Annotated in this window: 22 protein-coding genes and 1 tRNA gene; 14 read left to right on the top strand and 9 right to left on the bottom strand. The window is 55.5% G+C overall.

Annotated features, from left to right (window positions below):
* The first annotated feature begins 34 nt into the window (after nt 1-34).
* On the top strand, nt 35-853 hold the full coding sequence (fabI, locus tag G518_RS0115330; protein ID WP_028603306.1) for an enoyl-ACP reductase FabI: 819 nt from the start codon (nt 35-37) through the stop codon (nt 851-853).
* Nucleotides 854-1,223: 370 nt separating this feature from the next.
* Here the strand turns inward: fabI and G518_RS0115325 are convergent, their stop codons facing one another.
* Nucleotides 1,224-2,153: a DMT family transporter gene (locus G518_RS0115325; protein ID WP_084651858.1), complete on the bottom strand. Its 930-nt coding sequence runs from the start codon at nt 2,151-2,153 to the stop codon at nt 1,224-1,226.
* Between the two features lie 116 nt (nt 2,154-2,269).
* Here G518_RS0115325 and G518_RS0115320 point away from each other — a divergent pair, with 116 nt between their 5' ends.
* Together G518_RS0115320 and hisC are read left to right on the top strand one after the other, a co-directional pair.
* Nucleotides 2,270-3,676: an aminotransferase-like domain-containing protein gene (locus G518_RS0115320; RefSeq protein ID WP_028603304.1), complete on the top strand. Its 1,407-nt coding sequence runs from the start codon at nt 2,270-2,272 to the stop codon at nt 3,674-3,676.
* A gap of 174 nt (nt 3,677-3,850) precedes the next feature.
* A complete protein-coding gene (gene hisC, locus G518_RS0115315) occupies nt 3,851-4,939 on the top strand; it encodes a histidinol-phosphate transaminase (RefSeq protein WP_028603303.1) in 1,089 nt (362 codons plus the stop codon).
* Nucleotides 4,940-5,007: 68 nt separating this feature from the next.
* On the opposite strand, the gene G518_RS0115310 is transcribed toward hisC, so the two are convergent.
* Together G518_RS0115310 and G518_RS35325 are read right to left on the bottom strand one after the other, a co-directional pair.
* The gene (locus G518_RS0115310; protein ID WP_028603302.1) at nt 5,008-5,232 is read right to left on the bottom strand and encodes an HP1242/YdcH family protein; all 225 of its coding nucleotides are present in this window, start codon (nt 5,230-5,232) and stop codon (nt 5,008-5,010) included.
* Between the two features lie 140 nt (nt 5,233-5,372).
* Entirely contained in the window at nt 5,373-7,733 is a 2,361-nt protein-coding gene (locus G518_RS35325; protein ID WP_051236754.1) for an arginine/lysine/ornithine decarboxylase, read from the bottom strand.
* A 145-nt stretch (nt 7,734-7,878) separates the two neighbouring features.
* On the opposite strand from G518_RS35325, the gene G518_RS0115300 reads away from it, so the two are divergent.
* The 6 genes from G518_RS0115300 (at nt 7,879) to G518_RS35310 (ending at nt 13,676) form a co-directional block, all read left to right on the top strand.
* Nucleotides 7,879-8,304, top strand: coding sequence for an NfeD family protein (locus tag G518_RS0115300; protein ID WP_028603301.1), 426 nt, complete (start codon nt 7,879-7,881; stop codon nt 8,302-8,304).
* Between the two features lie 62 nt (nt 8,305-8,366).
* A complete protein-coding gene (locus G518_RS0115295; RefSeq protein ID WP_028603300.1) occupies nt 8,367-9,284 on the top strand; it encodes an SPFH domain-containing protein in 918 nt (305 codons plus the stop codon).
* Between the two features lie 187 nt (nt 9,285-9,471).
* On the top strand, nt 9,472-11,763 hold the full coding sequence (locus G518_RS38510) for an IPT/TIG domain-containing protein (RefSeq protein ID WP_051236752.1): 2,292 nt from the start codon (nt 9,472-9,474) through the stop codon (nt 11,761-11,763).
* A gap of 74 nt (nt 11,764-11,837) precedes the next feature.
* Nucleotides 11,838-11,928, top strand: a tRNA-Ser gene (locus tag G518_RS0115285).
* Between the two features lie 272 nt (nt 11,929-12,200).
* Nucleotides 12,201-12,701 (top strand): hypothetical protein, encoded by a 501-nt coding sequence (locus G518_RS38505; RefSeq protein WP_156909410.1) that lies wholly within the window; start codon nt 12,201-12,203, stop codon nt 12,699-12,701.
* Between the two features lie 123 nt (nt 12,702-12,824).
* Nucleotides 12,825-13,676: an alpha/beta fold hydrolase gene (locus G518_RS35310; RefSeq protein ID WP_169457952.1), complete on the top strand. Its 852-nt coding sequence runs from the start codon at nt 12,825-12,827 to the stop codon at nt 13,674-13,676.
* 99 nt (nt 13,677-13,775) lie between these two features.
* Here G518_RS35310 and G518_RS0115270 read toward each other — a convergent pair whose 3' ends face one another.
* The gene (locus G518_RS0115270; RefSeq protein WP_028603299.1) at nt 13,776-14,630 is read right to left on the bottom strand and encodes a LysR family transcriptional regulator; all 855 of its coding nucleotides are present in this window, start codon (nt 14,628-14,630) and stop codon (nt 13,776-13,778) included.
* Nucleotides 14,631-14,741: 111 nt separating this feature from the next.
* On the opposite strand from G518_RS0115270, the gene G518_RS0115265 reads away from it, so the two are divergent.
* From G518_RS0115265 to G518_RS39960, 3 genes are all read left to right on the top strand, one after another.
* Entirely contained in the window at nt 14,742-16,283 is a 1,542-nt protein-coding gene (locus tag G518_RS0115265; protein WP_028603298.1) for an MFS transporter, read from the top strand.
* A gap of 164 nt (nt 16,284-16,447) precedes the next feature.
* Nucleotides 16,448-16,954, top strand: a complete 507-nt coding sequence (locus tag G518_RS39965; protein WP_156909409.1) for a hypothetical protein — start codon at nt 16,448-16,450, stop codon at nt 16,952-16,954.
* Nucleotides 16,955-17,501: 547 nt separating this feature from the next.
* Nucleotides 17,502-18,065: a hypothetical protein gene (locus tag G518_RS39960; protein ID WP_156909408.1), complete on the top strand. Its 564-nt coding sequence runs from the start codon at nt 17,502-17,504 to the stop codon at nt 18,063-18,065.
* Nucleotides 18,066-18,661: 596 nt separating this feature from the next.
* Here the strand turns inward: G518_RS39960 and G518_RS0115235 are convergent.
* Together G518_RS0115235 and G518_RS0115230 are read right to left on the bottom strand one after the other, a co-directional pair.
* Nucleotides 18,662-19,216, bottom strand: coding sequence for a hypothetical protein (locus G518_RS0115235; protein ID WP_028603293.1), 555 nt, complete (start codon nt 19,214-19,216; stop codon nt 18,662-18,664).
* Between the two features lie 72 nt (nt 19,217-19,288).
* Nucleotides 19,289-19,717 (bottom strand): NTF2 fold immunity protein, encoded by a 429-nt coding sequence (locus tag G518_RS0115230; RefSeq protein ID WP_028603292.1) that lies wholly within the window; start codon nt 19,715-19,717, stop codon nt 19,289-19,291.
* Nucleotides 19,718-20,225: 508 nt separating this feature from the next.
* On the opposite strand from G518_RS0115230, the gene G518_RS0115225 reads away from it, so the two are divergent.
* Both G518_RS0115225 and G518_RS35305 read left to right on the top strand, forming a co-directional pair.
* Entirely contained in the window at nt 20,226-20,765 is a 540-nt protein-coding gene (locus tag G518_RS0115225; RefSeq protein ID WP_028603291.1) for a GbsR/MarR family transcriptional regulator, read from the top strand.
* A gap of 123 nt (nt 20,766-20,888) precedes the next feature.
* Complete coding sequence (locus G518_RS35305) at nt 20,889-21,092, top strand: DCC1-like thiol-disulfide oxidoreductase family protein (RefSeq protein ID WP_051236746.1); 204 nt, start codon at nt 20,889-20,891, stop codon at nt 21,090-21,092.
* Between the two features lie 54 nt (nt 21,093-21,146).
* Here the strand turns inward: G518_RS35305 and tnpC are convergent, their stop codons facing one another.
* Genes tnpC through tnpA form a run of 3 tightly spaced genes read right to left on the bottom strand, consistent with a single transcriptional unit; the run spans nt 21,147 to nt 23,510 of the window.
* Entirely contained in the window at nt 21,147-22,730 is a 1,584-nt protein-coding gene (tnpC, locus tag G518_RS0115215; RefSeq protein WP_036594857.1) for an IS66 family transposase, read from the bottom strand.
* A 28-nt stretch (nt 22,731-22,758) separates the two neighbouring features.
* Nucleotides 22,759-23,109, bottom strand: coding sequence for an IS66 family insertion sequence element accessory protein TnpB (tnpB, locus tag G518_RS0115210; RefSeq protein ID WP_028603289.1), 351 nt, complete (start codon nt 23,107-23,109; stop codon nt 22,759-22,761).
* On the bottom strand, nt 23,085-23,510 hold the full coding sequence (tnpA, locus tag G518_RS0115205; RefSeq protein WP_028603288.1) for an IS66-like element accessory protein TnpA: 426 nt from the start codon (nt 23,508-23,510) through the stop codon (nt 23,085-23,087). The genes tnpB and tnpA overlap by 25 nt, the downstream gene beginning before the upstream one ends.
* Between the last annotated feature and the right edge of the window lie 86 nt (nt 23,511-23,596).

Raw genomic sequence — 23,596 nt, 5'->3', positions numbered from 1 at the left:
ATTCTGCCGCTAAATCACTGAGGAGCGTTTGCGCATGACCCAGAAGACCGGCTTTCTCGCTGGCAAGAGACTCTTGATCACCGGCGTTTTATCTAACCGTTCGATCGCCTACGGCATCGCCCGTGCTTGCCACAACCAGGGGGCAGAGCTTGCTTTCAGCTATGTGGGCGAGCGCTTCAAGGAGCGGATCACCGACTTTGCCGCCGAGTTCGACTCTAAATTGATATTCGATTGCGACGTGGGCAGCGATGAACAGATCGCGGCGATGTTCCAGGACCTATCGGCCACCTGGCCGAAGTTCGACGGCTTTGTGCATGCGATCGGCTTCGCGCCGCGCGAGGCGATTGCTGGAAATTTCCTTGAAGGGCTTTCCCGTGAGTCTTTCAAGATCGCGCATGACATCAGCGCCTATAGCTTCCCCGGAATGGCCAAGGCTGCCCTGCCCTTTCTGAACGACAAAGCCGCGCTGCTGACGCTGAGCTACCTGGGTGCGCTTCGTACCGTTCCCAACTACAACACCATGGGACTGGCCAAGGCATCTCTGGAAGCCTCGGTACGCTATCTTGCGGAAGCGGTTGGCCGCACGCCTGATGGGCGCTCCATCCGCGTCAACGGCATCAGTGCGGGCCCCATCAAAACTTTGGCCGCTAGCGGCATCAAGGATTTTGGCAAGCTGCTGGGGTTTGTGGCCGCGGGTTCACCGCTTCGCCGCAACGTAACCATCGATGACGTAGGCAATGTGGCGGCCTTTTTGCTGAGCGATCTGGCTGGCGGTGTGACCGCCGAAATCACCTATGTAGACGGTGGATTCAGCCAGACTGCAGGCATTAGCGCAGAGACTGCTGGAGCGTAAAAGCCCCCCTGAGTCGCTTACGCGCCTTCCCCCTGAGGAGGACGCCACTAGCGGCCTGGCAAAGCCAGCTCCGCGGTGGCCCCGTATGGCCTGCTCCGCAGCCGTCAGAGCTTCGCTAAGGTTTTACCCCCTCTCCCGCGTGCGGGAGAGGGTTGGGCGGGGCCGGCCAACCGGTGAGGGCAAGCGGCGTGTCCATGGTGTGTGCCCCTCGGCGAGATCAGATGCGTTCATCCGAAACGCGTAGGCTCATGTATTCATTTCAAGATGGCCGATCGGTGTTTTATCAGGGTTCCTGGGTAGGGTTGGGCGAGGCCGACCAACCGGTGAAGGAGCCGCGTCTCAATAGAAACCGTTTTATCACGCTAGGTAGCTACCTGACGGCGTACTTCTTCGCTCCCAGGACGCAGAAGGCCGCTGCGAGCGTGGCGAGGAGCATCATCCAGCTCACCTTCTCATGCAGCAGCAGTGCGGCCAGGGCGAGGCCTATGAAGGGTTGCAGGAGCTGGAGCTGCCCTACTGCTGCGATTCCGCCTTGGGCCAAACCGCGATACCAGAAAATAAAGCCAATCAGCATGCTGAAAATCGACACATAGGCCAAGCCGTACCAGGCTGGTGCGCCCACATGGTCGAAAGACGCCGGCATGGTGAACAGTGCGATAGGCAGCATGACAGGCAGCGCAATCGCCAACGACCAGCTGATCACCTGCCAACCTCCCAGCGTGCGGGTTAAGCGCGCGCCCTCCGCGTATCCTAGGCCGCACACGACCACCGCGGCCAACATCAGCAGATCGCCCTTAAGCGACACTTCCCCTCGCCCCAGCGCGGCATAGCCTGCGACGAACACGGCGCCGGCTATCGCAAACAGCCAAAAAGCCAGCCTCGGCCGCTCTCCTCCGCGAAGCACCGCAAACGCAGCAGTGCAAAGCGGCAACAAGCCCACAAAAACAATGGAGTGGGCGGAGGTGACGTATTGCAGCGCCAGCGCCGTCAAGAACGGAAATCCCAGCACCACGCCGAAGGCAGTAATGCCCAGAGGAAGCAGGTTGGCTGCTTTAGGCCAAGGCTGGCGCAACAACAACAGGAAGAACAACCCCAGTATGGCGGCCACGGTGGCGCGGGCGCTGGTCAGGAAGGTGGGATCGAAATCGGCGACCGCGACCCGGGTAGCGGGCAGCGATCCTGCAAAGATGCTCACACCTATGAGGCCGTTGATCCAGCCAGTTTTCTTGGTTGAACCACCCGACGCGGGGGCAGCGAGCCTCGTGGGGTGGGGAGCTAGGGAGCGTTTTTTCTCATCCATGGGAGCCTCTTCAATGACCCAGCCAGTGGAGCATCAATGAGGCTTGTAAACCAGCAACAGTCCAATACAATTAAAAATAACTGTAATGCATACAGACCCAGTACGGTCAAATAGAAATGAAGCAAAGCACCACGCGAATTCAGACCGTCATGGCGGAAATTCAAGCAAGAATTTCTTCCCGCGCCTACCTGCCGGGATTCCGCTTGCCTTCTGTGCGCGCCCAGGCGCAGGCCATGGGGCTCTCTGTTTCCACCGTGGTGGAAGCCTATGAGCGGCTCGCCGCCGAAGGCGTCATCGCATCTCGTCCCGGATCGGGCTTCTTCGTAGCAGGGCCGGTTGCGCCGCTTGCGCTCGCCAAGATCGGCCCGCAACTGGACAGGCAAATTGATCCGCTGTGGGTATCGCGCCAGTCGCTTGAAGCTGATGTAGCAACGCTCAAACCAGGATGCGGCTGGCTTCCAGCCTCATGGATGTACGAGACAGGGGTTCGCCGCGCTCTGCGAACGCTGGCAAGGGCAAAGCCTGAGGCATTGGCCGAATACGCCACGCCTTTAGGCCACGCGGGTTTGCGCCAGTTTCTTTCCCGTCGGCTCGCAGGCAATGGCATTTCTGCAGCACCGGATCAGATCATGCTCACTGAATCGGGCACGCAGGCCATTGACCTGATCTGTCGCTTCCTGCTGGAGCCTGGCGACACTGTTTTAGTGGATGACCCCTGTTACTTCAATTTCCACGCTTTGCTCAAGGCGCATCGTGCAAACGTGGTGGGTGTCCCTTACACCCCCAACGGGCCGGATGTAGAAAAATTTGAAGCGGCCTTGAGGGAACACACACCACGGCTCTACATCACCAATTCAGGCATTCACAACCCCACAGGTGCGACGCTTTCGCCCGCCGTAGCCCACAGGGTACTGAAACTGGCGGAAAGCTCGAACGTGGTGATCGTGGAAGACGATATCTTCTGCGACTTCGAAGCCACGCCCGCTCCCCGCCTGGCCGCGTTTGACGGTCTTTCGCGCGTCATCCATATCAGCAGCTTCTCGAAAACGATATCTGCGTCCCTGCGCTGCGGCTACATTGCCGCACGTTCGAACTGGATAGAAAGTCTCTCTGACCTGAAGCTTGCCACCTCCTTCGGTGGCGGGCGGCTAGCCGCCGAAATCATATTGGCCGCCCTCACCGACAGTGGCTACCGCCGGCACTTGGAAAGTCTCAGGCTGAGGCTGACTGAAGCCAGGACAAAGACTGCAGCCAAACTCAATACCCTGGGTATTACGCCATGGCTGACACCCCAAGCGGGCATGTTCCTATGGTGCCAATTACCGAAGGGAACAGACGCAGCAGCCGTGGCACGCTTTTGCCTGAAGGAAGATGTCGTACTGGCACCTGGCAATGCATTCAGCCAATCATTAAGCGCAAGCAATTTCTTGCGTTTCAATGCGGCCCAATCCTCAGACGATCGGATTTTTGAGGTTCTCGCCCGAGCGTTACATTCGTCTGCAGTGATTGCGTTGCCACAGTGACCTTCAGTCTTTGCGCTACCCCTTCGTAGCCGCCCCATAAACCATGCGCCAGGGCTCTGCATAATCCTGGATTCTCGAAGCGAGTTTCTTGATTTCGAAGTAACTCAACGGTGATCTCGTTTAGGGGCGCCTTCCTCGGCACCACCGGCTTCAGCCACAAAGAATTGCTTACTCATGCCAACTAACCCTCCTCCCTTTTGGAGCCCGCCCGTAGCTGAGCTTCAACCCTATGTGCCAGGCGAGCAGCCGCGTATTGAAGGGCTGATCAAACTCAATACGAACGAAAACCCCTATCCACCTTCCCCCCGTGCGGTTGCTGCAATCGGGCAAGCAGCGGCCTCCGGGCTGGAGCGGTATCCAGACCCTGAATCCACGGCGCTGCGACAAACCGTTGCGGCGCGCCATGGCCTTCAGCCAGGGCAAGTGTTTGTGGGCAATGGGTCAGACGAAGTATTGGCACATGCTTTTTGCGCCTTTTTCCGCCAACCGGGGCAAGTGCTGCTGTTCCCGGATGTCACCTACAGCTTCTACCGCGTCTACACCCAGCTCTACGGCATTGAAGCCGAATTGATGCCGGTGGACGCGTCGCTGGGCATCGACGTTGACGCCCTGATTGCACGCGCAGCAGAAGGTTGTGCGGGCATTGTGGTGGCCAACCCCAATGCGCCCACAGGAATAGGCCTGCCTCTTTCCGACATCGAGCGCCTGCTTCGCGCCTGCCCGGATCGAGTGGTCCTGGTGGACGAGGCTTATGTGGACTTCGGCGGGACCTCTGCGCTTTCACTAGTGCCACGCTACCCCAACCTTCTTGTGGCACAGACACTGAGCAAATCGCGCTCGCTGGCAGGGCTGCGAGTGGGCTTCGCGTGCGGACAAGCCGTGCTGATCGAAGGGCTGGTACGGGTAAAGGACAGTTTCAACTCCTACCCGATGGATCGACTAGCCAGCGCGGGCGCCATTGCAGCGTTGGAAGACGAGGAATGGTTCGAGCAAACTCGCCAAGACGTTATCAAAGCCCGTGAAACGCTAAGCGAACAACTTGGCGCTCTTGGTTTCGAAGTGCTGCCATCTCAAGCCAACTTCGTCTTTGTACGCCACCCAAAGCATGACGCAGCACAAATTGCGGCCGCCTTGCGCGAGCGAGCCCTGCTGGTGCGCCATTTCAAACAAGCTCGTATTGCGCAATTCCTGCGCATCAGCATAGGAACGCCGCAGCAATGCGATGCATTGGTCAACGCTCTGACGGCTATCTTGAAAACCTAAGATCCTATTCAAGGCCAAAAGCAAAAAACCCGCCATTTCACGTGGCGGGTTTCATTGGCTGAGGAGGCTTAAACAGCCTGAGGATCGGCCTTTTTCAAGATGACATACAACTCGTCTTTGATCAGAAGTTTTTCCTTTTTCAAAACTTCGATCTGCTCTGATGACGCGTGCTCCTGACCTTCGGTCATGCGCTTGACTTGGTGATCCAGCACATGGTGTTTCTCAAACAGACGCGCGAAATGGGCATCTTCCATCTTCAGTTTGTGAATCAGGTCGCGGTACTCAGGAAACATTGGTTCTCCTTTTCGGTTGTGACGAACGCAAGCCTGTTTGCCCCTGTATAAACCCCGCAGAGGCGCGAAGCCTGCTCAAAGGCAGACTCCTAACAGGCCTCCAGGGTAGTCCTTCTTGTCGATCGAATCAACCGCCCTCGTCAATTCGCAGTCACGTATGGGGAATCTTTCTGGTTATCCAGAGAGTCCTGGATAGTTGTGGTTGGCGCTACCTGACCACGACGGCCATCCTCAGACACGCAGTCAGCGTAGTACCGGACCGCACCCGCATCGTCTTTTACCTCCACCAAACCGTGGATGTCAGTTTCAAAACCGGGGCACATCAGGGCGAATTCGCGCGCGAACTTAAGGTAATCAACGATTTTCTTGTTGAACACCTCTCCGGGGATCAACAGCGGAATGCCTGGTGGGTAAGGTGTCACCAAACCGACAGTAATACGCCCTTCCAACTGATCGATCTCCACCCGCTCTACCTGGCGCCGCGCTATGCAGGCGTAGGCATCCGAAGGGTTCATGGCTGGCTGCAACTCCGAAAGATACATATCGGTGGTGAGCCTGGCGATGTCGTACTTGGCATAGAGCTGATGAACGTGCTGGCAGAGGTCGCGCAGGCCCATGCGCTCGTAGCGACGATGATGCTGGCAGAACTCCGGCATGATGCGCCAGAGCGGCTGGTTACGGTCGTAATCGTCCTTGAATTGCTGTAGCTCGGTCAGCATGGTGTTCCAACGGCCCTTGGTAATGCCGATGGTGAACATAATGAAAAAGCTGTAAAGGCCAGTCTTTTCAACCACCACGCCGTGCTCAGCCAAATACTTGGTCACGATGGAAGCGGGAATACCGGTCTCGTGGAATTTCCCATCAAGATCGAGGCCTGGATTCACGATGGTGGCCTTGATCGGGTCCAACATGTTGAAGCCCGCCGCCAACTTGCCAAAACCGTGCCAGTTGCTCGCCCGGGTGGTGCCGTTCTTGATAATCCAGTCTTCAGCGCGGCCCATGCCCTCAGAGCTCAGCTTATCTGGGCCCCACACTTTGAACCACCAGTCGTTCTTGCCGAAATCAGCTTCGACCTTGCGCATCGCGCGGCGGAAATCCAGCGCTTCCACCAGGCTTTCCTCCACCATGGCAGTACCACCGGGAGGCTCCATCATGGCGGCGGCCACATCGCAGCTGGCAATAATGCTGTATTGCGGGCTGGTCGAGGTGTGCATGAGATACGCCTCATTGAACAGGTAGCGGTCCAGCTTGACGTTCTGCGAGTCCTGCACGAGCACATGGCTGGCCTGGCTGATGCCTGCCAGCAGCTTGTGGATGGACTGCGTGGAATACACCACGGACTGTTTTGGACGCGCCCTCTTCTTGCCCATCGCATGGTAGGTGCCATAGAACGGATGGAAAGCGGCATGCGGGAGCCAGGCTTCGTCGAAATGCAGGTTTTCCACATAGCCATCGAGCATGCCTTTGATGGTTTCCGTGTTGTACAGCACGCCATCGTAGGTGGATTGGGTGAGCGTCAAAATGCGCGGCTTCACCGTATCTGCATCGACATGCTTGAGCAGCGGGTTGGCGCGAATCTTAGCCTTGATGGTTTCAGGCTCGAACTCAGATTTCGGAATAGGGCCAATGATGCCGAAATGGTTGCGCGTGGGCTTCAGGAACACGGGGATGGCCCCGGTCATGATGATGGCGTGCAGGTTGCTCTTGTGACAGTTGCGGTCTACCAGCACGACATCGCCCGGCGCCACCGTGTGGTGCCAAACCATTTTGTTGCTTGTGGAAGTACCGTTGGTCACGAAAAAGCAGTGGTCGGCATTAAAAATGCGGGCTGCGTTGCGCTCGCTTTCTCCGATAGCGCCATCGTGATCGAGCAATTGGCCCAACTCCTCCACGGCATTGCATACGTCCGCGCGCAGCATGTTCTCACCGTAGAACTGGTGGTACATCTGGCCGATAGGGCTTTTCAGGAAGGCCACCCCGCCGGAGTGACCGGGGCAGTGCCATGAGTACGAGCCGTCTTCGGCGTAATCCAGCAGCGCCTTGAAAAACGGGGGCTGAATACCTTCGAGGTAACTTTTAGCTTCACGGATGATGTGCTTGGCCACGAACTCTGGCGTGTCCTCGAACATGTGGATGAAACCGTGCAGCTCACGCAGGATATCGTTGGGCAGATGCTGGCTGGTCTTGGTTTCGCCGTAGATATAGATGGGTACATCAGTGTTTTTGCGTCGCACTTCCTGAATGAAGTTACGCAAATTCACCACTACGGGGTCAAGATCCGGTGCGGCTGAGGAGAATTCCTCATCATCAATGGACAAAATGAACGCGCTGGCGCGGCTTTGCTGCTGCGCAAACTGGCTCAAATCGCCGTAACTAGTGGCACCCAATACCTCAAAGCCTTCGGCCTGTATGGCGTCAGCCATGGCTCGAATGCCCAGTCCAGAGCTGTTTTCGGCACGGAAGTCTTCGTCGATGATGACGATAGGGAAACGGAATTTCATAAGGCAGGCTCCAGCCACGTGTAGGCAATGCAGCGGCGAAGTGTACGGAATTGAGAAGGCAATACCGAGTCTGAGGCAATTTTTGCCTCAGAATGTCGTCAGATGGTCACACTGACCATCTTGAATCGATAGTACAGGAGGCGTTATGGCCGAATCGACGATGTGGTGGATCGCCGCTGGCGCCATGGTGGCCCTGGAGCTATTCACCGGCACTTTTTATCTTTTGATGCTCAGCATCGGCCTTGTGGCTGGCGCGCTCGCCGCGATGGCAGGCGCGGGACTGGCCGCGCAGTTCACGGTTGCCGCGCTCGTGGGTGGCGGCGCCGTAGTGATCGGCTATTTTGCTCGCCGCCGGCGCCCAGGAGACCCTTCAGCCCGCGCGCAGCGCAGCGTGAACCTTGACATTGGAGAAACCGTACAGGTTCCTGGCTGGAATGCCGATGGCACTGCGCAAATTCGCTACCGTGGCGCTCAATGGACGGTCATACACCGCCCTGGCGTCACCCCCATTCCTGGCCTGCACCGCGTGGTCGAGCTAGTAGGCAATCGCCTTCTGGTTGAAGTGATCTAAAAACGTAGTCACATTCTGCGTTCTGGTAACCCCCCTCACCCTCTCCCCGAAAGGACTCCCCCTTGGAAATCGCAATCGTCTTATTTGTCATTGCAGTCGTCTTTATCACTCGCTCAGTCAAGGTGGTGCCTCAGCAAAATGCCTGGGTGGTGGAACGGCTAGGAAAATACAACACGACGCTCACACCAGGCCTGAGTTTTCTGGTGCCCTTCGTTGACCGCGTAGCCTACAAACACAGCCTGAAGGAAATTCCTCTGGATGTGCCCAGCCAAGTTTGTATTACGCGAGACAACACCCAGTTGCAGGTAGACGGCATTCTGTACTTTCAGGTTACGGACCCCATGCGCGCCAGCTACGGCTCCAGCAATTACGTGGTGGCCATCACGCAACTGGCGCAAACCTCGCTGCGCAGCGTCATCGGTAAGCTGGAGCTGGACAAAACCTTTGAAGAGCGCGACATGATCAACGCCCAAGTGGTGCAAGCCATTGATGAAGCGGCGCTGAACTGGGGCGTGAAGGTGCTGCGCTACGAGATCAAAGATCTGACACCACCCGCCGAAATCCTGCGCTCCATGCAGGCACAGATCACGGCCGAGCGTGAAAAGCGCGCGCTGATTGCCGCCTCCGAAGGCCGCCGCCAAGAACAGATCAACATCGCCACCGGCGAGCGCGAAGCGTACATCGCCAGATCAGAAGGCGAAAAGCAATCGATCATCAACAAGGCGCAGGGTGAAGCCGGATCGATCACTGCCGTGGCCGAGGCTACCGCCCAAGCGATTGAACGGGTCGCTGCGGCCATCCGCCAACCCGGCGGCGAACAAGCAGTGCAGCTCAAAGTTGCCGAAAAAGCAGTTGAGGCCTACAGCAAGGTGGCTGCAGACTCGAAAACCACGTTGATCGTGCCTTCGAACATGACCGAGGTTTCTGCGCTCATCGGCTCTGCGATGAAGATGGTGCAAGCTAATCGCACCACGCCCTAGACCGGCTAACCCCACGATCAAAAAACGAGCCACAACGGCTCGTTTTTTTTGGCTTTCAACTCTCTACAAAGGCACAGCCCTGCGTAGTGCGCCTGCTCACGTAAGAGCTAACACATCTTGAATTTTGTAATAAATTAATTCACCTTGAGCTATCCTAGCGGTCTCCGCCAACGCACGCCGCTGAATCATGTCCATACGGTACTTAGCCAAAGTTCTGGTTTTTATGTTCGCGCTCCTGCTCTGCGCTTCCGGCAAAGCTCAAACCTGCGCTAGCGATACCACTCAAGCGGATTTTCAGAGTGGTACGGCCTCTCAGTTAGACCTCATTGGCCACCCAGGCAGCATCGTGTTGCCGGGTATTCAGGCGCTGGATGTGCAGAACACCACGGGGGCTGGAGACGGCAATGGCTTCAACACACAAGCCTGGACAGGACAAACTTTTACGCCCCTGGTGACTGGATCCTTGACCAGGGCCGAGCTTTACCTCTTTTGCTCAGGGTGTGGAGGAACCCCTCCCGACCTGATCCTGAGCCTGCGCGCCACTTCCAATGGCCTTCCGGTGGGGCCTGATTTGGCAAGCGGCACCATTCCTGGATTTTCCCTTCCCTATGGGACGCCCCGAGGCGCCACCTTCACTGCCCCGTACCCTGTCACAGCTGGTGTGCAATATGCGCTGGTGGTACGACCAGTATCGAACCCACCCGCGGGCGGCAATTACTACATCACTCGCAGCAGCAACGGATATGGCGGAGGCGATCGGCTGAATGGGTCCAATGGCGGCACTTCATGGTCCCTTATGCGGTACTTTGGCAATCCCACCGATGCGGTTTTCAACACCTACGTCACAAAGGACTACCTGAGTAATGGAACTTATGAATCATCCGTCCGCGACAGCGCCCCTCCCGCAGGCGCTACGCCAATCTGGAACACCTTGTCTTGGACCGCGAGTCGTCCGGCAGATACCGAGGTCAGGTTTCAGGTAGCCGGTAGCAACTCAAGCACCGGCCCATTCAACTTTGTAGGCCCGGATAGCACTTCAGCGTCCTATTTCACCGGGAGCGCTGCATCACTCGCCCAGTTCAATGGACTGCGTTATCTGAAATACCGAGCGATGCTGACGACGAGCAATTCAACGGTCACACCAACGTTAAGCGACGTCACCACCTGCGCCAATTTCACAGTTCCGGCTGTCTCATCTCTGTCCAACAATTCAGGACCGTTGGCCGGAGGATCTACCATCCAGGTGAACGGCGCTGGATTGACTGGCGCCACTCAAGTCAACTTTGGTGCGGCAAGCTCTCCCAACTTCACGCTTGTCGATGACAACCAAATCACGGCTGTAGTCCCAGGGGGTGGAGCAGCAACAGTGCACATCACCGTGACGACCCCTGGTGGCACCAGTGCCACCAGCGCTGCAGATCAATACACCTACTTGGCTGTACCAAGCGTGACTGGCATCAGCCCCAGTGGAGGTCCGCTCGCCGGAGGCAGCTCGGTCGTCATCACCGGAACCGACTTTACGCCTACCTCCCTGGTCAGCTTCGGCTCCACGCAGGCAGGCTCAGTGACGTTCAATAGTCCCACCCAGGTCACCGCTGTCAGCCCGGCCAATTCAGCGGGCACCTACGATGTGACCGTCACCACTGCTGGAGGGTCTAGCGGCACTTCTAGCGCTGATCAGTTTACCTATGCCGCAGCACCGTCTGTCACCAGCATCAGCCCCGGCACAGGTTCAGCTGCTGGCGGCACTTCGGTAGTCATCACGGGTAGCAACTTCGTAGGCAATCCGACCGTCAAGTTCGGGACCTTGGGCGCCAGCTCCATCACCGTCGATAGCCCTACCCAAATCACCGCCATCAGTCCGGCTGGGTCATTAGGACCCGTTGACATCGCCGTGACCGCCACAGGAGGCACCAGCGCTGCAAGCTCCGTCAGCCAATTTGCCTACGTGCTGCGTCAGCTTTCCAACATTCCAGCTGCGGTAGGCGCAGGGGTGCTCTCTGCCGAAATTGTCTCTGGCAGTCCACGTTGTTCATTTGATCCCAACAACACCATTGCATTCACGCCGCCAGCTTTCAACGGCATCGCCCCTCCCCACGGCGGCTTGAGACTCACACTGACTGGTTGCGAACCTGGTGAAACAGCGCGGGTGTCCGTTACATGGCCAAGCACCAGTGGATTGACGATGAAGAAATACGGCAAGACCCCGGCCTCACCTGCTGCCGATGTCTACTACGATCCGGCCAATGTGAGCGTGAGCGGTCATACGGTGAGCTATGACATCACCGACAACGGTCTGGGTGATGACACCTTCACGGGAGCTGACGGCATCATCAATGATCCGGCTGTGCTGGTGGCCATACCTCTGACGGCCACTCCCGTCCCTACTGTGGGCCAGTGGGGACAGGCTTTGCTGATACTGCTTACAGCTGCGCTGGGACTCGGATGGCTGCGCCGCCGGCATCAACAAGGCCATTGAAAGATCCACACCGCCCATTGATTTTCGAGACACAGCCAGAGCAGGCCAAAACTATTGCTAGAATAGCGGGTTCCGGAACGGTGGATGAGTGGTTTAAGTCGCACGCCTGGAAAGCGTGTGAGGGTTAATAGCCCTCCGCGGGTTCGAATCCCGCCTGTTCCGCCAAAACCAAGTTTTGATCTGTCAAAAGCAGTTTAAAGCGATCCCCTAAAAGCCCCGGCTCCACAAGGAGTCGGGGCTTTTTTGTTTGGCGCTCAAACGCAAGCAGGAGCGACATCGTGCATCATGGCGCGAATGATCACGTCGCTTGAAAGCACCCTTCATCTACCGGCAACAGAGATGTCTGCGCGAGCGTCCTGTGTCGTTCCTTGGTGGCGGCGTGCGCGCCAAAAGCTAGTCGCTTTTTGCAGAGCCGCCACGAGTTTCAAGTCAAAGCTTTGAAGCGCGAAATCCAGGCATCACCGAGCCCCTTGCGAGTCACTGACCAGTTCACCGTGACTTCTGAAGGTGACTACCAATGCCAGTTATGGCGTGAAGGAGCGCCTACCGGCATACGCCTTGATGGCGCGAAGCTTCAGGCAGCCGTTGCATGGCTGGATCTTTTTCTTTTGGTAATCACAGACGAAAACGGGTATGAAGATTTCGTCAATCTGCACTTGCTGGATGCCCACCTCAAGATACTGGATACCGCCAGCGTGGGTTCTCCATACAACTCGGGCCAATTCGGCGGATTGGCCCTTGCCCCACCAAATCAATTGACGTTCAGCTTTCCCGGCGAAGCGCATGCCTGGCGCATCACCTTGTACGAAAAGCCTCGCCTGAGCCGTCCGTTGTTGCCCTTCTCCGGAGTTTGGCGCAGTCTGACCATCCGCAGGCATTTTGACGTTCGCATGGTTTCGCAGTCCGCCAAGGGAGGCGGCAAGGCGGTAAAGCTCTGAACGGCTCTTATCCCCCATCCAGTGCGAGCGATTCCCGTGGGCATAGCTGCTTTGCACCAGAGATCGGAGACAACAAGAGCTCTGATGGCGAAAATATACGGATCAACCTCAGTCTGGGCTTCCATGAATAAACGATCCCTTGTACAGACTGCCCCTGTCTGGACTTCTGCACCGATGCCATCGCAGGCACCAGCCCAACAAGGCTGGGTCGATGTCGGGGGTGCACGCCTTTGGTATTGGGACACCGGCGGTACTGGGCAACCAGTCGTGTTCATGCATGCAGGCTCGCAGAGCGGGGCCGGATGGGGTTACCAGCAACCGGTATTTGCTCGCGCAGGTTTCAGGGCCATTGGATACTCTCGCCGCGGCTATTTCCGATCCGAGGCCGGGAACCCGGACGATCCCGGGATGGCGAGTGAGGACCTTCGCAAGCTCATTGACCATCTGGGGCTAGAACGTATCCACTTGGTCGCTCTCGCCCATGGTGCATTCTTTGCACTGGATTTCGCCCTGGTCTACCCAGAGAAACTGCGGTCGCTCACCATTGCTTCATCGTATTTGGGCATAGATGAATCAGAAACTGAATACGTGCAAGCGAATAGCCGTTTGCGCCCACCGCAATTCAACGCCCTCCCCGTGGAGTTCAAGGAGTTGCATCCCTCGTACCGCGCTGGCAACCCCGCAGGCATGGTGGCGTGGCTTGAATTGAACAGGGAATCATTGGTTGAAAAAATCACGCCCATGCGTCCGTTTGCACTTACCTGGGCTCGTGTGGAAAGCATCCGGACACCTGCCCTGCTCTTGACCGGTGACGGTGATTTGTACACCCCCCCAGCTCTTCTTCGCATGCAGGCTTCTCACATGCCACATGCAGATGTAGTCATCATCAAAGAGGCCGGGCATTGCGCGAACTGGGAACAACCCGCGGCTTTCAACGAGGCAGTGCTGGAGTTCATTGGACGGCACAACGCTTGACCGACACGCACCTGTCAGTTCACAGTTCATGTCCGTGGGAAACATCGCCTGCCACTGACTCTAAGAGAATCTATTGAATCAGGCGACGCGCCTAGAGGCCTATGGAGTCCGCGCAAATGCGGACACCAACCGACCAAGTTCAGAAACCGCCGGACTTGGCTCTTCTTGTTCTGTGTCTGACAGCACCAAGGTGAAGTCCAGTTCCGGCAAGACAGGCAGTCCATCCTTGACGCCAAGCGCAGTCATTCCGGCTCGCAAGTTGTCTCGCGTGAATGCGGTGACGGCCAGACCACTCAGCACGACAGAACGCATGTCTTGCAGGCTCGGAGAACTGAACGCACCGTGCCACGCAATGCCTGCGGTGTTGAGCGAGTCAATCGCGATATGCCTGCTCACGCATGGCGGAGGCGAATAGGCCAGTGGCAAGGTGCCAGACCACACGAAGTCGTCCGCTGCCGCCCACACCATGGGCACGCGACGAAGCAGTTGCCCTTGCACAGTACCTGCGGGCGACACCAGAACGGCAAGATCCAATTCCCGCTCGCGCAGCATAGCGGGCAGATCCTGGGTCAAGCCAACACTGACCTCCAGCCGCACGTTAGGGCAAGTGCGTGAAAACTGGCGCAGAAGGCGAGGCAGGCTGTCGCTCAAAAAGCCCTCAGGCAGACCAAAACGCACAGTCCCTTCTATCGGTGAGCTACGAAAGTGCTGGGTGAGTGCATCCTGAGCTTTGAGGATGCGTTGCGCAAGTCTTAGAAAGTCCTCGCCATCAGCAGTCAGGCTGAGGCGTCTCGTGGTCCGGTGAAGCAGTGGTCGCCCTACGATTTCCTCCAGACGCCGTATCTGGTGACTAACCGCAGATTGCGTGAGGTGCAGTTGCTCAGCCGCGCGCGTAAAGCCACCCGCTTGATGCACGGCGATAAAAGTATGCAACAGGCTGGAATCAAACGCCATGGCTACCAATTCATGAATTTGGAAAATGAGTATGGCGAAATTTAATCATTTGCGCCATGAGTTGCAAGTCTACAGAATGGCGTCCTTTCCTTCTCCTGGCCTTGCAAACCCATGCATCTCGCTCGCAATTCCTCGCTCACGCTAACGGCAGTCTGCCTCGCTGCCTTGATGTTTGGCCTGGAAATCTCCAGCGTGCCCATCATCCTGCCGGTGCTGGAGGTGCAACTACGTTCAAGCTTCCAAGACATGCAGTGGATCATGAATGCCTACACCATTGCCTGCACCAGCGTACTAATGGCCACTGGAACGCTGGCTGACCGATATGGGCGTCGCAAAGTCTTTGCGTTGACGGTGCTGGCTTTCGGCGTCACATCGCTGTTGTGCGGCTTGGTAACGGATACGACCGCCCTGATAGTTGCTCGCTTCGTTCAAGGTATGGCCGGTGGTGCGATGTTCATCTGCTCCATCGCCATCTTGTCGCATCAATTCCCCGCGGGGCGAGAGCGCGCACGTGCATTCGCCGTATGGGGAGTCGTGGCGGGAATTGGCCTGGGCTTTGGCCCTGTCATTGGGAGCACGATCGTCGCCGTTTCCAGCTGGCACTGGGTCTTCGTGGTTCATGCACCGCTGGCCTTGCTGTGCCTGGGAATGATCTGGGCAGGTGTAGCGGAATCCCGTGATGCACAGGCGCAGCATCAGCCGCTGGATCTGGGGGGCATTCTGACGCTGAGCATGGCAGTGCTTGGCCTGACATTCCTCATCACCCAAGGCCAGAGCTTAGGTTGGGGCAGCCCCGCAGCCATAGGGCTTTTGGTGGTCACCGCGCTGAGCCTGGCCGGCTTCATCATCGCTGAGCGGACACATGCACACCCTATGTTCGACTTCTCGGTGTTCAGAATTCGTGACTTCACCGGTGCCATCCTGGGCTGCGTTGGAATGAATTTCAGCTACTGGCCTTTCATGATTTATCTACCGCTGTATTTCACAGCTGGGCTTGGTATGGATGTCACGTCGGCCGGACTGGCCTTGCTGCCCTATACCGTGCCCTTTCTGTTGATGCCGCCGGTTGCCCAATGGTTGCTGTTGCGATATGACGCGCGTATCGTGATTCCTGGGGGCCTCTTCCTGATTGGCCTGGGTTTTTTTCTAATGAAGCTGGGCAGCCATTTCACTGAACAGGGATCTTGGCCTGTACTGCCCGGCGCATTGCTGGCCGGTATAGGCCTGGGCCTGACAACCACTCCGGCAACCAGCATGACGACCTCTGCAGTTCCCGCCCATCGTGCAGGCATGGCATCGGGTATGGATGTGAGCGCGCGTCTCATCACACTCGCCATCAATATCGCCGGAATGGGGCTGGTGTTGGTTGCGGGCCTGACCGCCGCCCTACGGACATCTTTGGGACTATCGCTGGATGCGGCACAACTTCGCGACCTCGCTGAACGTCTAGCCGGGGGCAATACAGCGACCGCAGTGCAGGCAGTGGCCGCTGTTGCAGATGCGGAGCGCGCTAGCATGATCATCCAGAGCGCGCTCACTCAAGGTTTCGGCTGGGTCATGCTGTACGGCGGTGTAGCGGCGTGGATCACGGCAGCACTCAGCTGGGCGGTATTTCGCGGAGTCGATACAGTACCCTCAACCGAAAGTGCATAGCGCATGGCCTTTGTTCTCGACTGAATGCGGTCTATGGGGTTTTATTTATTGCTCCATTGGCCTCAATGATGGGGTGTCCGTAGGTAATCAATCTCTGAACGATTCGCTCTGCCTGCGGATCATCTGCTTTTTCGAGACCCAGAGAAGACTTGGAGCGTCCTTAAATGACAATGGAATCTGCAATTGAAATAATTGAAAAAGCGCTATGGCCCGAATCCATAGCAGGTTGGCTTTGCGCGACATTTTTAGCGTTCGGCTCATTATTTTTAATAATAGAATGCAGTAATTTCATCTCAGATTTCTTAAAAATAAGTAAATGGGAAAACTCTTCCGGGACTTTACTAAACATAGAAACCAAAAAAGGAGAGATGCATGCAATATACAAATACAAAACAGCCAACTCCGAGAAAATCGGAGAAAAAATCGGTATAGCAAGAAGGGTTTGGCATAGTGTGAGTCAGCGGGATATATCCAAGTTTGAAAATTATTTCAAAAATAAAAAACCAATCCCTATCAAATACAACCCACAAGACATGAACGACTCAACCTATGCCTTCAATTCAACAGATATATACCCTGCAATTTTCGTTATATCCTTCCCGATCACGCTAACTTTATTGTTCTCTTGGATTGCATTTTTTAAAATTTTAAAAAACAAAAAATATCTTTAGTCGTGACAACAACCCACAATACTCACACCTACGATACAACCTCATTTCGTTGAAAATAAAAATCAACTACGGCGATACTTAATGCGGACTGAAAATAAAAAAATACACCTCATCAGCTTAAGCATATTTATAATATTAATTATTATTGGGATTTATAAGTTCAATTGCTTTGAATCAATATTTTCAAAAAAATTTATTGATACTTTTTTATTCTTGACTCCATCAATCTTCATTGCATTAATATTTCATATAATTAACCCTAGAGCGGCAGTTATAGGCGGATGCGCAATCACATCTATTTTATTTATATTTGCCGAATTAAATTGCACGCCCTATGAGGGCGGAGGCGCATCGATGATTGAGATTGCAATCTCCATGCTCACCTCAATTGCATCGCTTGTCGGTTGCTTTATTGGTTACTTTGTTTTTAGAACAAAAAACAAGTGAACTTGATATTTTTCCATGAGGAAATTACCTTGAAAATCAAATGTCGATCCGAAGCTTTTTTTTGATAGATTGACTTCTTGAATACACAACAAGCTTATAAATGAAGAACATACTTCTTGCTTTTGTATTTTATTTACCTATCGTTTCTTTTGGATGCGAGACCACTAAATTAAGTGAAGTCTGCATGGCTTCTTACTCAAAGACCAGGGCAGTCGCTTTCTTTTCATTTCCTAAAAGAGAAATGTGGGAATGGGGGAAAAATAGCTATCCAGACAGGTACGAGTATTCATGGATATCTGAACCTGGGAAATGTGAAAAAGGGAAATTTGTAGGATCTGGGGTTTCGTTTGGCATGGGAATCAAGGGAATTGATAGAAATTATCCTTTTGGAAAAAAAGGATCTATGCATGAACTATTAGCATCCGCGGACAGAAGTATATTTTTCAAAAAAACCCCGATGAAAAATAGACTGCTAGCTTCGGGAGACGGAGTTGCGTTCAAAATTCATGAGCCAGACTACATTTCAATTCAACCAATTGATCAAAAATCAGTCAGCACGATACTCAACAAGAATAATACTCATATGAGAATGGAATATAAATCCCCGATAGACATGGAGTCCTACAAATGCGTGGTTAAAATTGAGCACCTAAATCTCCGATGATTTTAAAATATATTTTTTCATGTCAATCACACCTCTACGTTTTCCTCATTGAGTGATAGGGGTCAGCGCCCTGCATCCGAATGGGTTTTTCAGAGTTCCCCTAGCCATTTTCATGGAAATAATTCAATACATCTTCTTATTAGTAACCGGGTTTTTCGTGGGAATTCCATTAGGGCTAACGGCGGATATCCCTTTAACTCAAAAGATCATTTTTGGATCTTTGGCTGTTTTTTCTTTGATATTAATTTTAATTAGCCTCCGCATACGAAAATCTAGACTTGGGAAGTTGCTAATTTTTTTTGGGTTATTAATTTTTTGTGGCATCGGTTTTTGGGGGTTAGGAGTTGGGGCGTAATCATCCGAGCGGCGAGGGATTTTTCAGAGGCGCCATAGTCCTGAGTTGGAGGTCGCTGAAGATATAAATCCGTTGAAATCAGATTCAGGCAAACAGTACCCGGCAGATTTAATGACACAGGCCCACGTCAGGGGCAAAGGCACCTCTCAGTTGATGCCATCGACGGGCATCGGCGGTAGTCTGGATTGCATCGTTCAATTCGCCTACCCACGTCGCACCACCAACACCATCATCCGATGGATCACTTCTGCGGCGGCGGCAGTGGGATGCCGGGAAAGATAAAGGACAACTCGTCGTTCCAGTTGACGCCCGTGTCGAAGAACCTGATGAGCCGCTTCTTCAACTTTTCGGCATCGCCATACATGCCATCCAATTCATGCCGGTAGATCACATCCAGATCATCCTTCGTGATGCCCGAACGGACAACCTGGGCACTCCACGCCTCCAGATCGTCGCCCAGTTCGATCAGCTGAACGTTGAACGGCACCCTTCCATCATCTCCCGGAAGAAGAATTTCTGCGCTAAGCATCCGCCTCGGAATCTCACAGGCAGATGGCTTGGCATCCTCGGCGGCTACCCATCTCTCGAAGAGACTCTTGAATTTGTGCTCGGCGACGAAGATGCAGAAGATCGGTTCGATGTTGCTCAGATCCACGTTCGCCCAGACCCCGTCGGAGCTGCGGATGTTGAAGAACTGCATCAAATGGTTGCGGCGCATTTGCGCCAGCATATGCAGGCCGTCACGCAACTTTACTGAAATGACAGCGTCTTCCCGCCAGATGATCTTGTTAAGCATGCATTACGTCCTTGGGGCTTTAATTCTCTCCCGCTATAGAGGTCGCGGAAATCGGCGTGAGCAGCAATTAAATCAAATAATTCCCGCAACCCATTTCCCACCAAACTCACTGTACCTTTCTTTTGAATCTATGCGCAGCCCATCATCTGAGTTTTTAATTTTATATCTATACAATTCAGCATAATTGTGCGGATAGCTTTTTTGTGTTTCTACAATAAACCCAGTGCCATTTTGTTTTACTTCAGAAATCCTCTCTAACTGCGAATCATAATCTGGAGCCCCGATGGAAACTGCCATTACAGATATTCTCCCTTGTTTACGCTCTCGAATGGTTACGAACTTATCGAATATTAATTTCAATTCAGCACGAAGGGCCTCCTCATTTTTCTGAGGACCACCATTTTCCTGCTTGTATAGTTCTATTACTTTTTTGCCCCAGGAGTTCATTTCTCCGAAGAAAATTTCTATTAATTTTCTAGCGTCATCAGGTGAATTTTTCATGGCGTCCCTTTTGGCGTATAAATATTTAAGATTATTTAAGGTTTGACGCCTATTGCAGCGCTGTAAGGGCACACCGGTTGGGCGTGCTCCTCAGATCCCGCAGTGGCAGGTTATTTCAAAACCTATACTTCGCCCAGCAAATTCTACGTACTCCATGGTGGCTCGAAGCCTCTGCATGATCACCATCATCGGGGGACACGGAACCCAGCGTTTTTGCTAAATCGTGGCTACAACGCACTCTACATAGCACGCCCCAATGTCACCTACGCTGATTTGGTACCGAGCAGGCAGCCCGTGAGTGGCAATAGTGCACAACTACCAGTGCCGGCACCTCTGGCATCCAAGGCACTGCCATCGTCTGCGTCATTCGGGTGTTCGACTTACCCTACCCCCTATCTGCCCCTCGAGGTTGATCAGGACCCCTATAGAGCAACATTCAGACGCCAGTTTTGAGAGATCAACAAAGAATTTCTGTTCAGACAGAAATTTCTGTCATAGAATCAGATCCATGGAACTCAGCACAATTCAACGCCAATTTGTCTTGCACTGGGGTGAGATGGGCTCGCGCTGGGGCGTGAACCGCACCGTGGCGCAAATCCACGCCCTGCTGTTCGTTCATGGCCAGCCACTCAACGCCGAGCAGCTCTGTGAAACACTCGGTGTAGCTCGCTCCAATGTGAGCAACAGCCTCAAGGAGCTGCAGGCCTGGAATCTGGTGCATACCACTCACGTGCTCGGCGATCGGCGTGACTTCTTTGAGACCAGCGTGGATGTCTGGGAGCTGTTTCGCACCATAGTGCGAGAGCGCAAAGAGCGTGAATTCGACCCCACCATCCGCATGCTCTCCACGCTGGTGCAAAGCCCCGAGTTCGACCGCGAAACTGCGGATGCACAAGACCGTATCCGCTCCACGCTCGATCTCATGAAAAAGCTCGGGGCGTGGGCCGATGAAATGTTGCGCCTTTCACCCGGCACGCTCGACAAGATACTGGGCCTGGGTGCCAGCGTGCAGCGCTTTGTACGCGGTAGCTCAGACACCAACCGCTGACGAGGAAATTCCACAGGCCCTCAAGCCCCTTCCCTTTAATTTTCCATACGGCAGGCTGCGCCCTGCCTCTTTTTGAAGATCATATTTCTGTTTATACAGAAATAACAAAACAAGGAGAGTCAAATGAAAGACGTCACGATCAAATTCCCGCTCACTCTCTACTACGACGCCAGTTGCCGTTTCTGCAATGCGGAGATGACCAACTTGATGCTGCGCAATACTGAAGGGCGGTTGCGATTCATCAACTGTGCGGATTCAGGCTTCATCGGCGGCCCGGCTCCGAGGGAAGCCTTGATGCGCGCAATTCATGGTGTGGATGCGCAGTAAGCGGTCAATAAACCCCGCCCTTGTGCTGTTTGAGGGATGTGTACCGTGCGCGGTTCACGGTGCGCCGAGGACGATGTTCCAAGGCAGAAGGGCTTCATAGTCATCGACGGTCTGGGCCAATGGAAGCTTCTTGAACAGCGCGGCGAGGTAACGGGAGGGCTCAATGTTGTTGGCCTTGGCCGTCTCGATGAGCGAGTACAGATTGGCGCTGGCATTGGCGCCCCCCACCGTGTCGGCGAACAACCAGGAGCGCCGCCCCACCACGAAGGGCCGGATGGCGTTCTCCACCGGGTTGGAATCGAGTGGCCAGGCGCCGTTGTCCAGGAACCGAATGAGCTTGGGCCACTGCCCGTGCAAGTAGTGCAGTGCCTCGCCCAGCAGACTTGAGGGAGTCACGCTGTGCAAGTTCGCGAGAAGCAAGCGTTCGATCTCTCGCACGACAGGGGCGCTGTAGCGCGAGCGCAGGCGTAACCGACGTGCAGGCTTCCAATCCCGGGCCAGTGACTCCGCCCGGTATAGCTTGCCGATGAGTTGCACGAAACGGGTGGCAACCTGATCGGGCGAACGCGCCGCCTTCGGTATGGCCTCCTCTGCCTTGATGAAAGGTCGACGTGCGTGCACCCAACACCCCAGATGCGTCAATCCATGGTCTGCGGCGATGCCGTCATAGACTTGGTAACCATCGCTCACGAGCGTGGTTCCAGGCCGGATACCCGCATACAGCTTCTTGGCATGCACCTCACCTCGGCCTGGGGCATAGGCGAACAGCCGCACCGGTGGCCCGGTGCCGGGGCCATTCATCTGCGCCCACATGTAGCTTTTGGTCTGCGCCTTGCGACCGGGCTCCTTGAGCACCTGGACCGTGGTCTCGTCGCCATAGATCAGGTCCGAGTCGAGCAGGTGGTCGCGCAGCAGATTGATCACGGGTTGCACGGCCTGGCCGATGCGCACAACGCCGGCGGCCAGGGTGTTGCTCGCGATATCGCCGCCAAAGCGGCGCAGCAACGCGGCCGTGCGGTACAGCGGCATGCCGAACTGGTACTTGCCGGTGATGACCCAGGCCTGCGCAGCTTCAGTGAGTAGCCCGCGCGGGATGACGCGCGCCGGCGTCGGTGCGACCTTCAAACTCTGATCGCAGCAAGGACAGGCGTACTTGATACGGTGGTGCTGCAGAACGCGCACCTGTTCGGGGATGACGTCGAGTTGCTCACTGACCTCCGCGCCAATCTCCACCAGCGTGTGCCCATCATGGGCGCACACGCGCTCGGCCTCGGGCAACTCGTGACGCACGACCTCACGTGGCAGTGCGGGGTCCAGCGGCTTGCGCCCACGCTTCTTGCGCTGGTGGCCTGCCACCGGTGTCGATGCCTCTTCATCGGTCTGTGCCGGCAGCGTCTGCACGGTGGGCGCGAGTGCCTCGGCCTCGTTGAGAAACAAGTCCTTCTGGTCGGTGCTGCGCGCCTCACTCTTGGCGGCGAACAGTTGGCGTTGAAACGCTTTGAGCCGCTCCAGCGCCAAATCCCGCTCGGTGGTGGCCACCCGCAGCGCGCCGGCAAGCGCATCACGTTCGGCGATGAGGGCGCTCAGTTCTTCAGCGGTGATGGAGACAAGCGATGACACGCCAACTTGGATCTGCATGCCCCATCATCGTTCCTTCACCATTGGGTCAAGCCACGCTGGTGTAGCGCAGATGGGGGTGGCGTTGCACCACCTCGATGTCGATGCCCTCCAGCAGCCAGTGCAACTGCTCGATGGTCAGCGTGGGCACGGCCTGTGCCGATGGCCAGATGAACCGGTCCTTCTCCAGCCGCTTGAGCAACAGCCAAAAGCCGTTGCGCTCCCACCCCAGAATCTTGATACGGTCGCGCCGACGGTTGCTGAACACATACACGCACGAGGCAAACGGATTCAGACCGAGCGCCTGCTCCACCAACACAGCCAGGCCATTGATGTTGAGCCGAAAGTCCACCGGTTCGCGGTGCAGGTAGACCTTCATGCCTTCGTCAAAGCGGAACACCGCAAGCTCCCCAAGACTCGAATCACTTCGCCAACGTTGCTCAGGTCCAGACCACGCATGTCGATCACCACGCCATTGGGCAAACGTGCCTGCATGTCCATCACAGGCGCAGGCGCAGGCATCGATACCGGTGGCAATGCAACTGGCACAAACGCCGCCGCCGTTGGGGCCACGTTGGCCACCGAATGCCGCGCACGGGCATCGCGTTCATGTTCACGAAGCCAGCGGCTGACCTGGTTGGCATTCACGCCGCACTCCCGCGCAAGGCGAGAAACTGATGCTCCTGGCTGTCGACACAAGGCCACCAGCTCAGCCTTCGCCCCTTCGTCGTACACGCTGCGCCCGTCGCTCTTGCGTCCCACCACCAGTCGGCGCCTGAGCTCACTCAATTCGTCTGTCATCTACGTTCCCACGTTGGTCTATGTGGGAACGTAGGCTCTCAGGTCACAAGCCTCTGTTCAAGGGCGGGGTTTATTGACCGCTTACG

The sequence above is a fragment of the Ottowia thiooxydans DSM 14619 genome, from assembly GCF_000422885.1.
Lineage (GTDB): Bacteria > Pseudomonadota > Gammaproteobacteria > Burkholderiales > Burkholderiaceae_C > Ottowia > Ottowia thiooxydans.
Note: the sequence above shows the minus strand (reverse complement) of the source record. Positions and strands in the feature narration are given on the sequence as shown.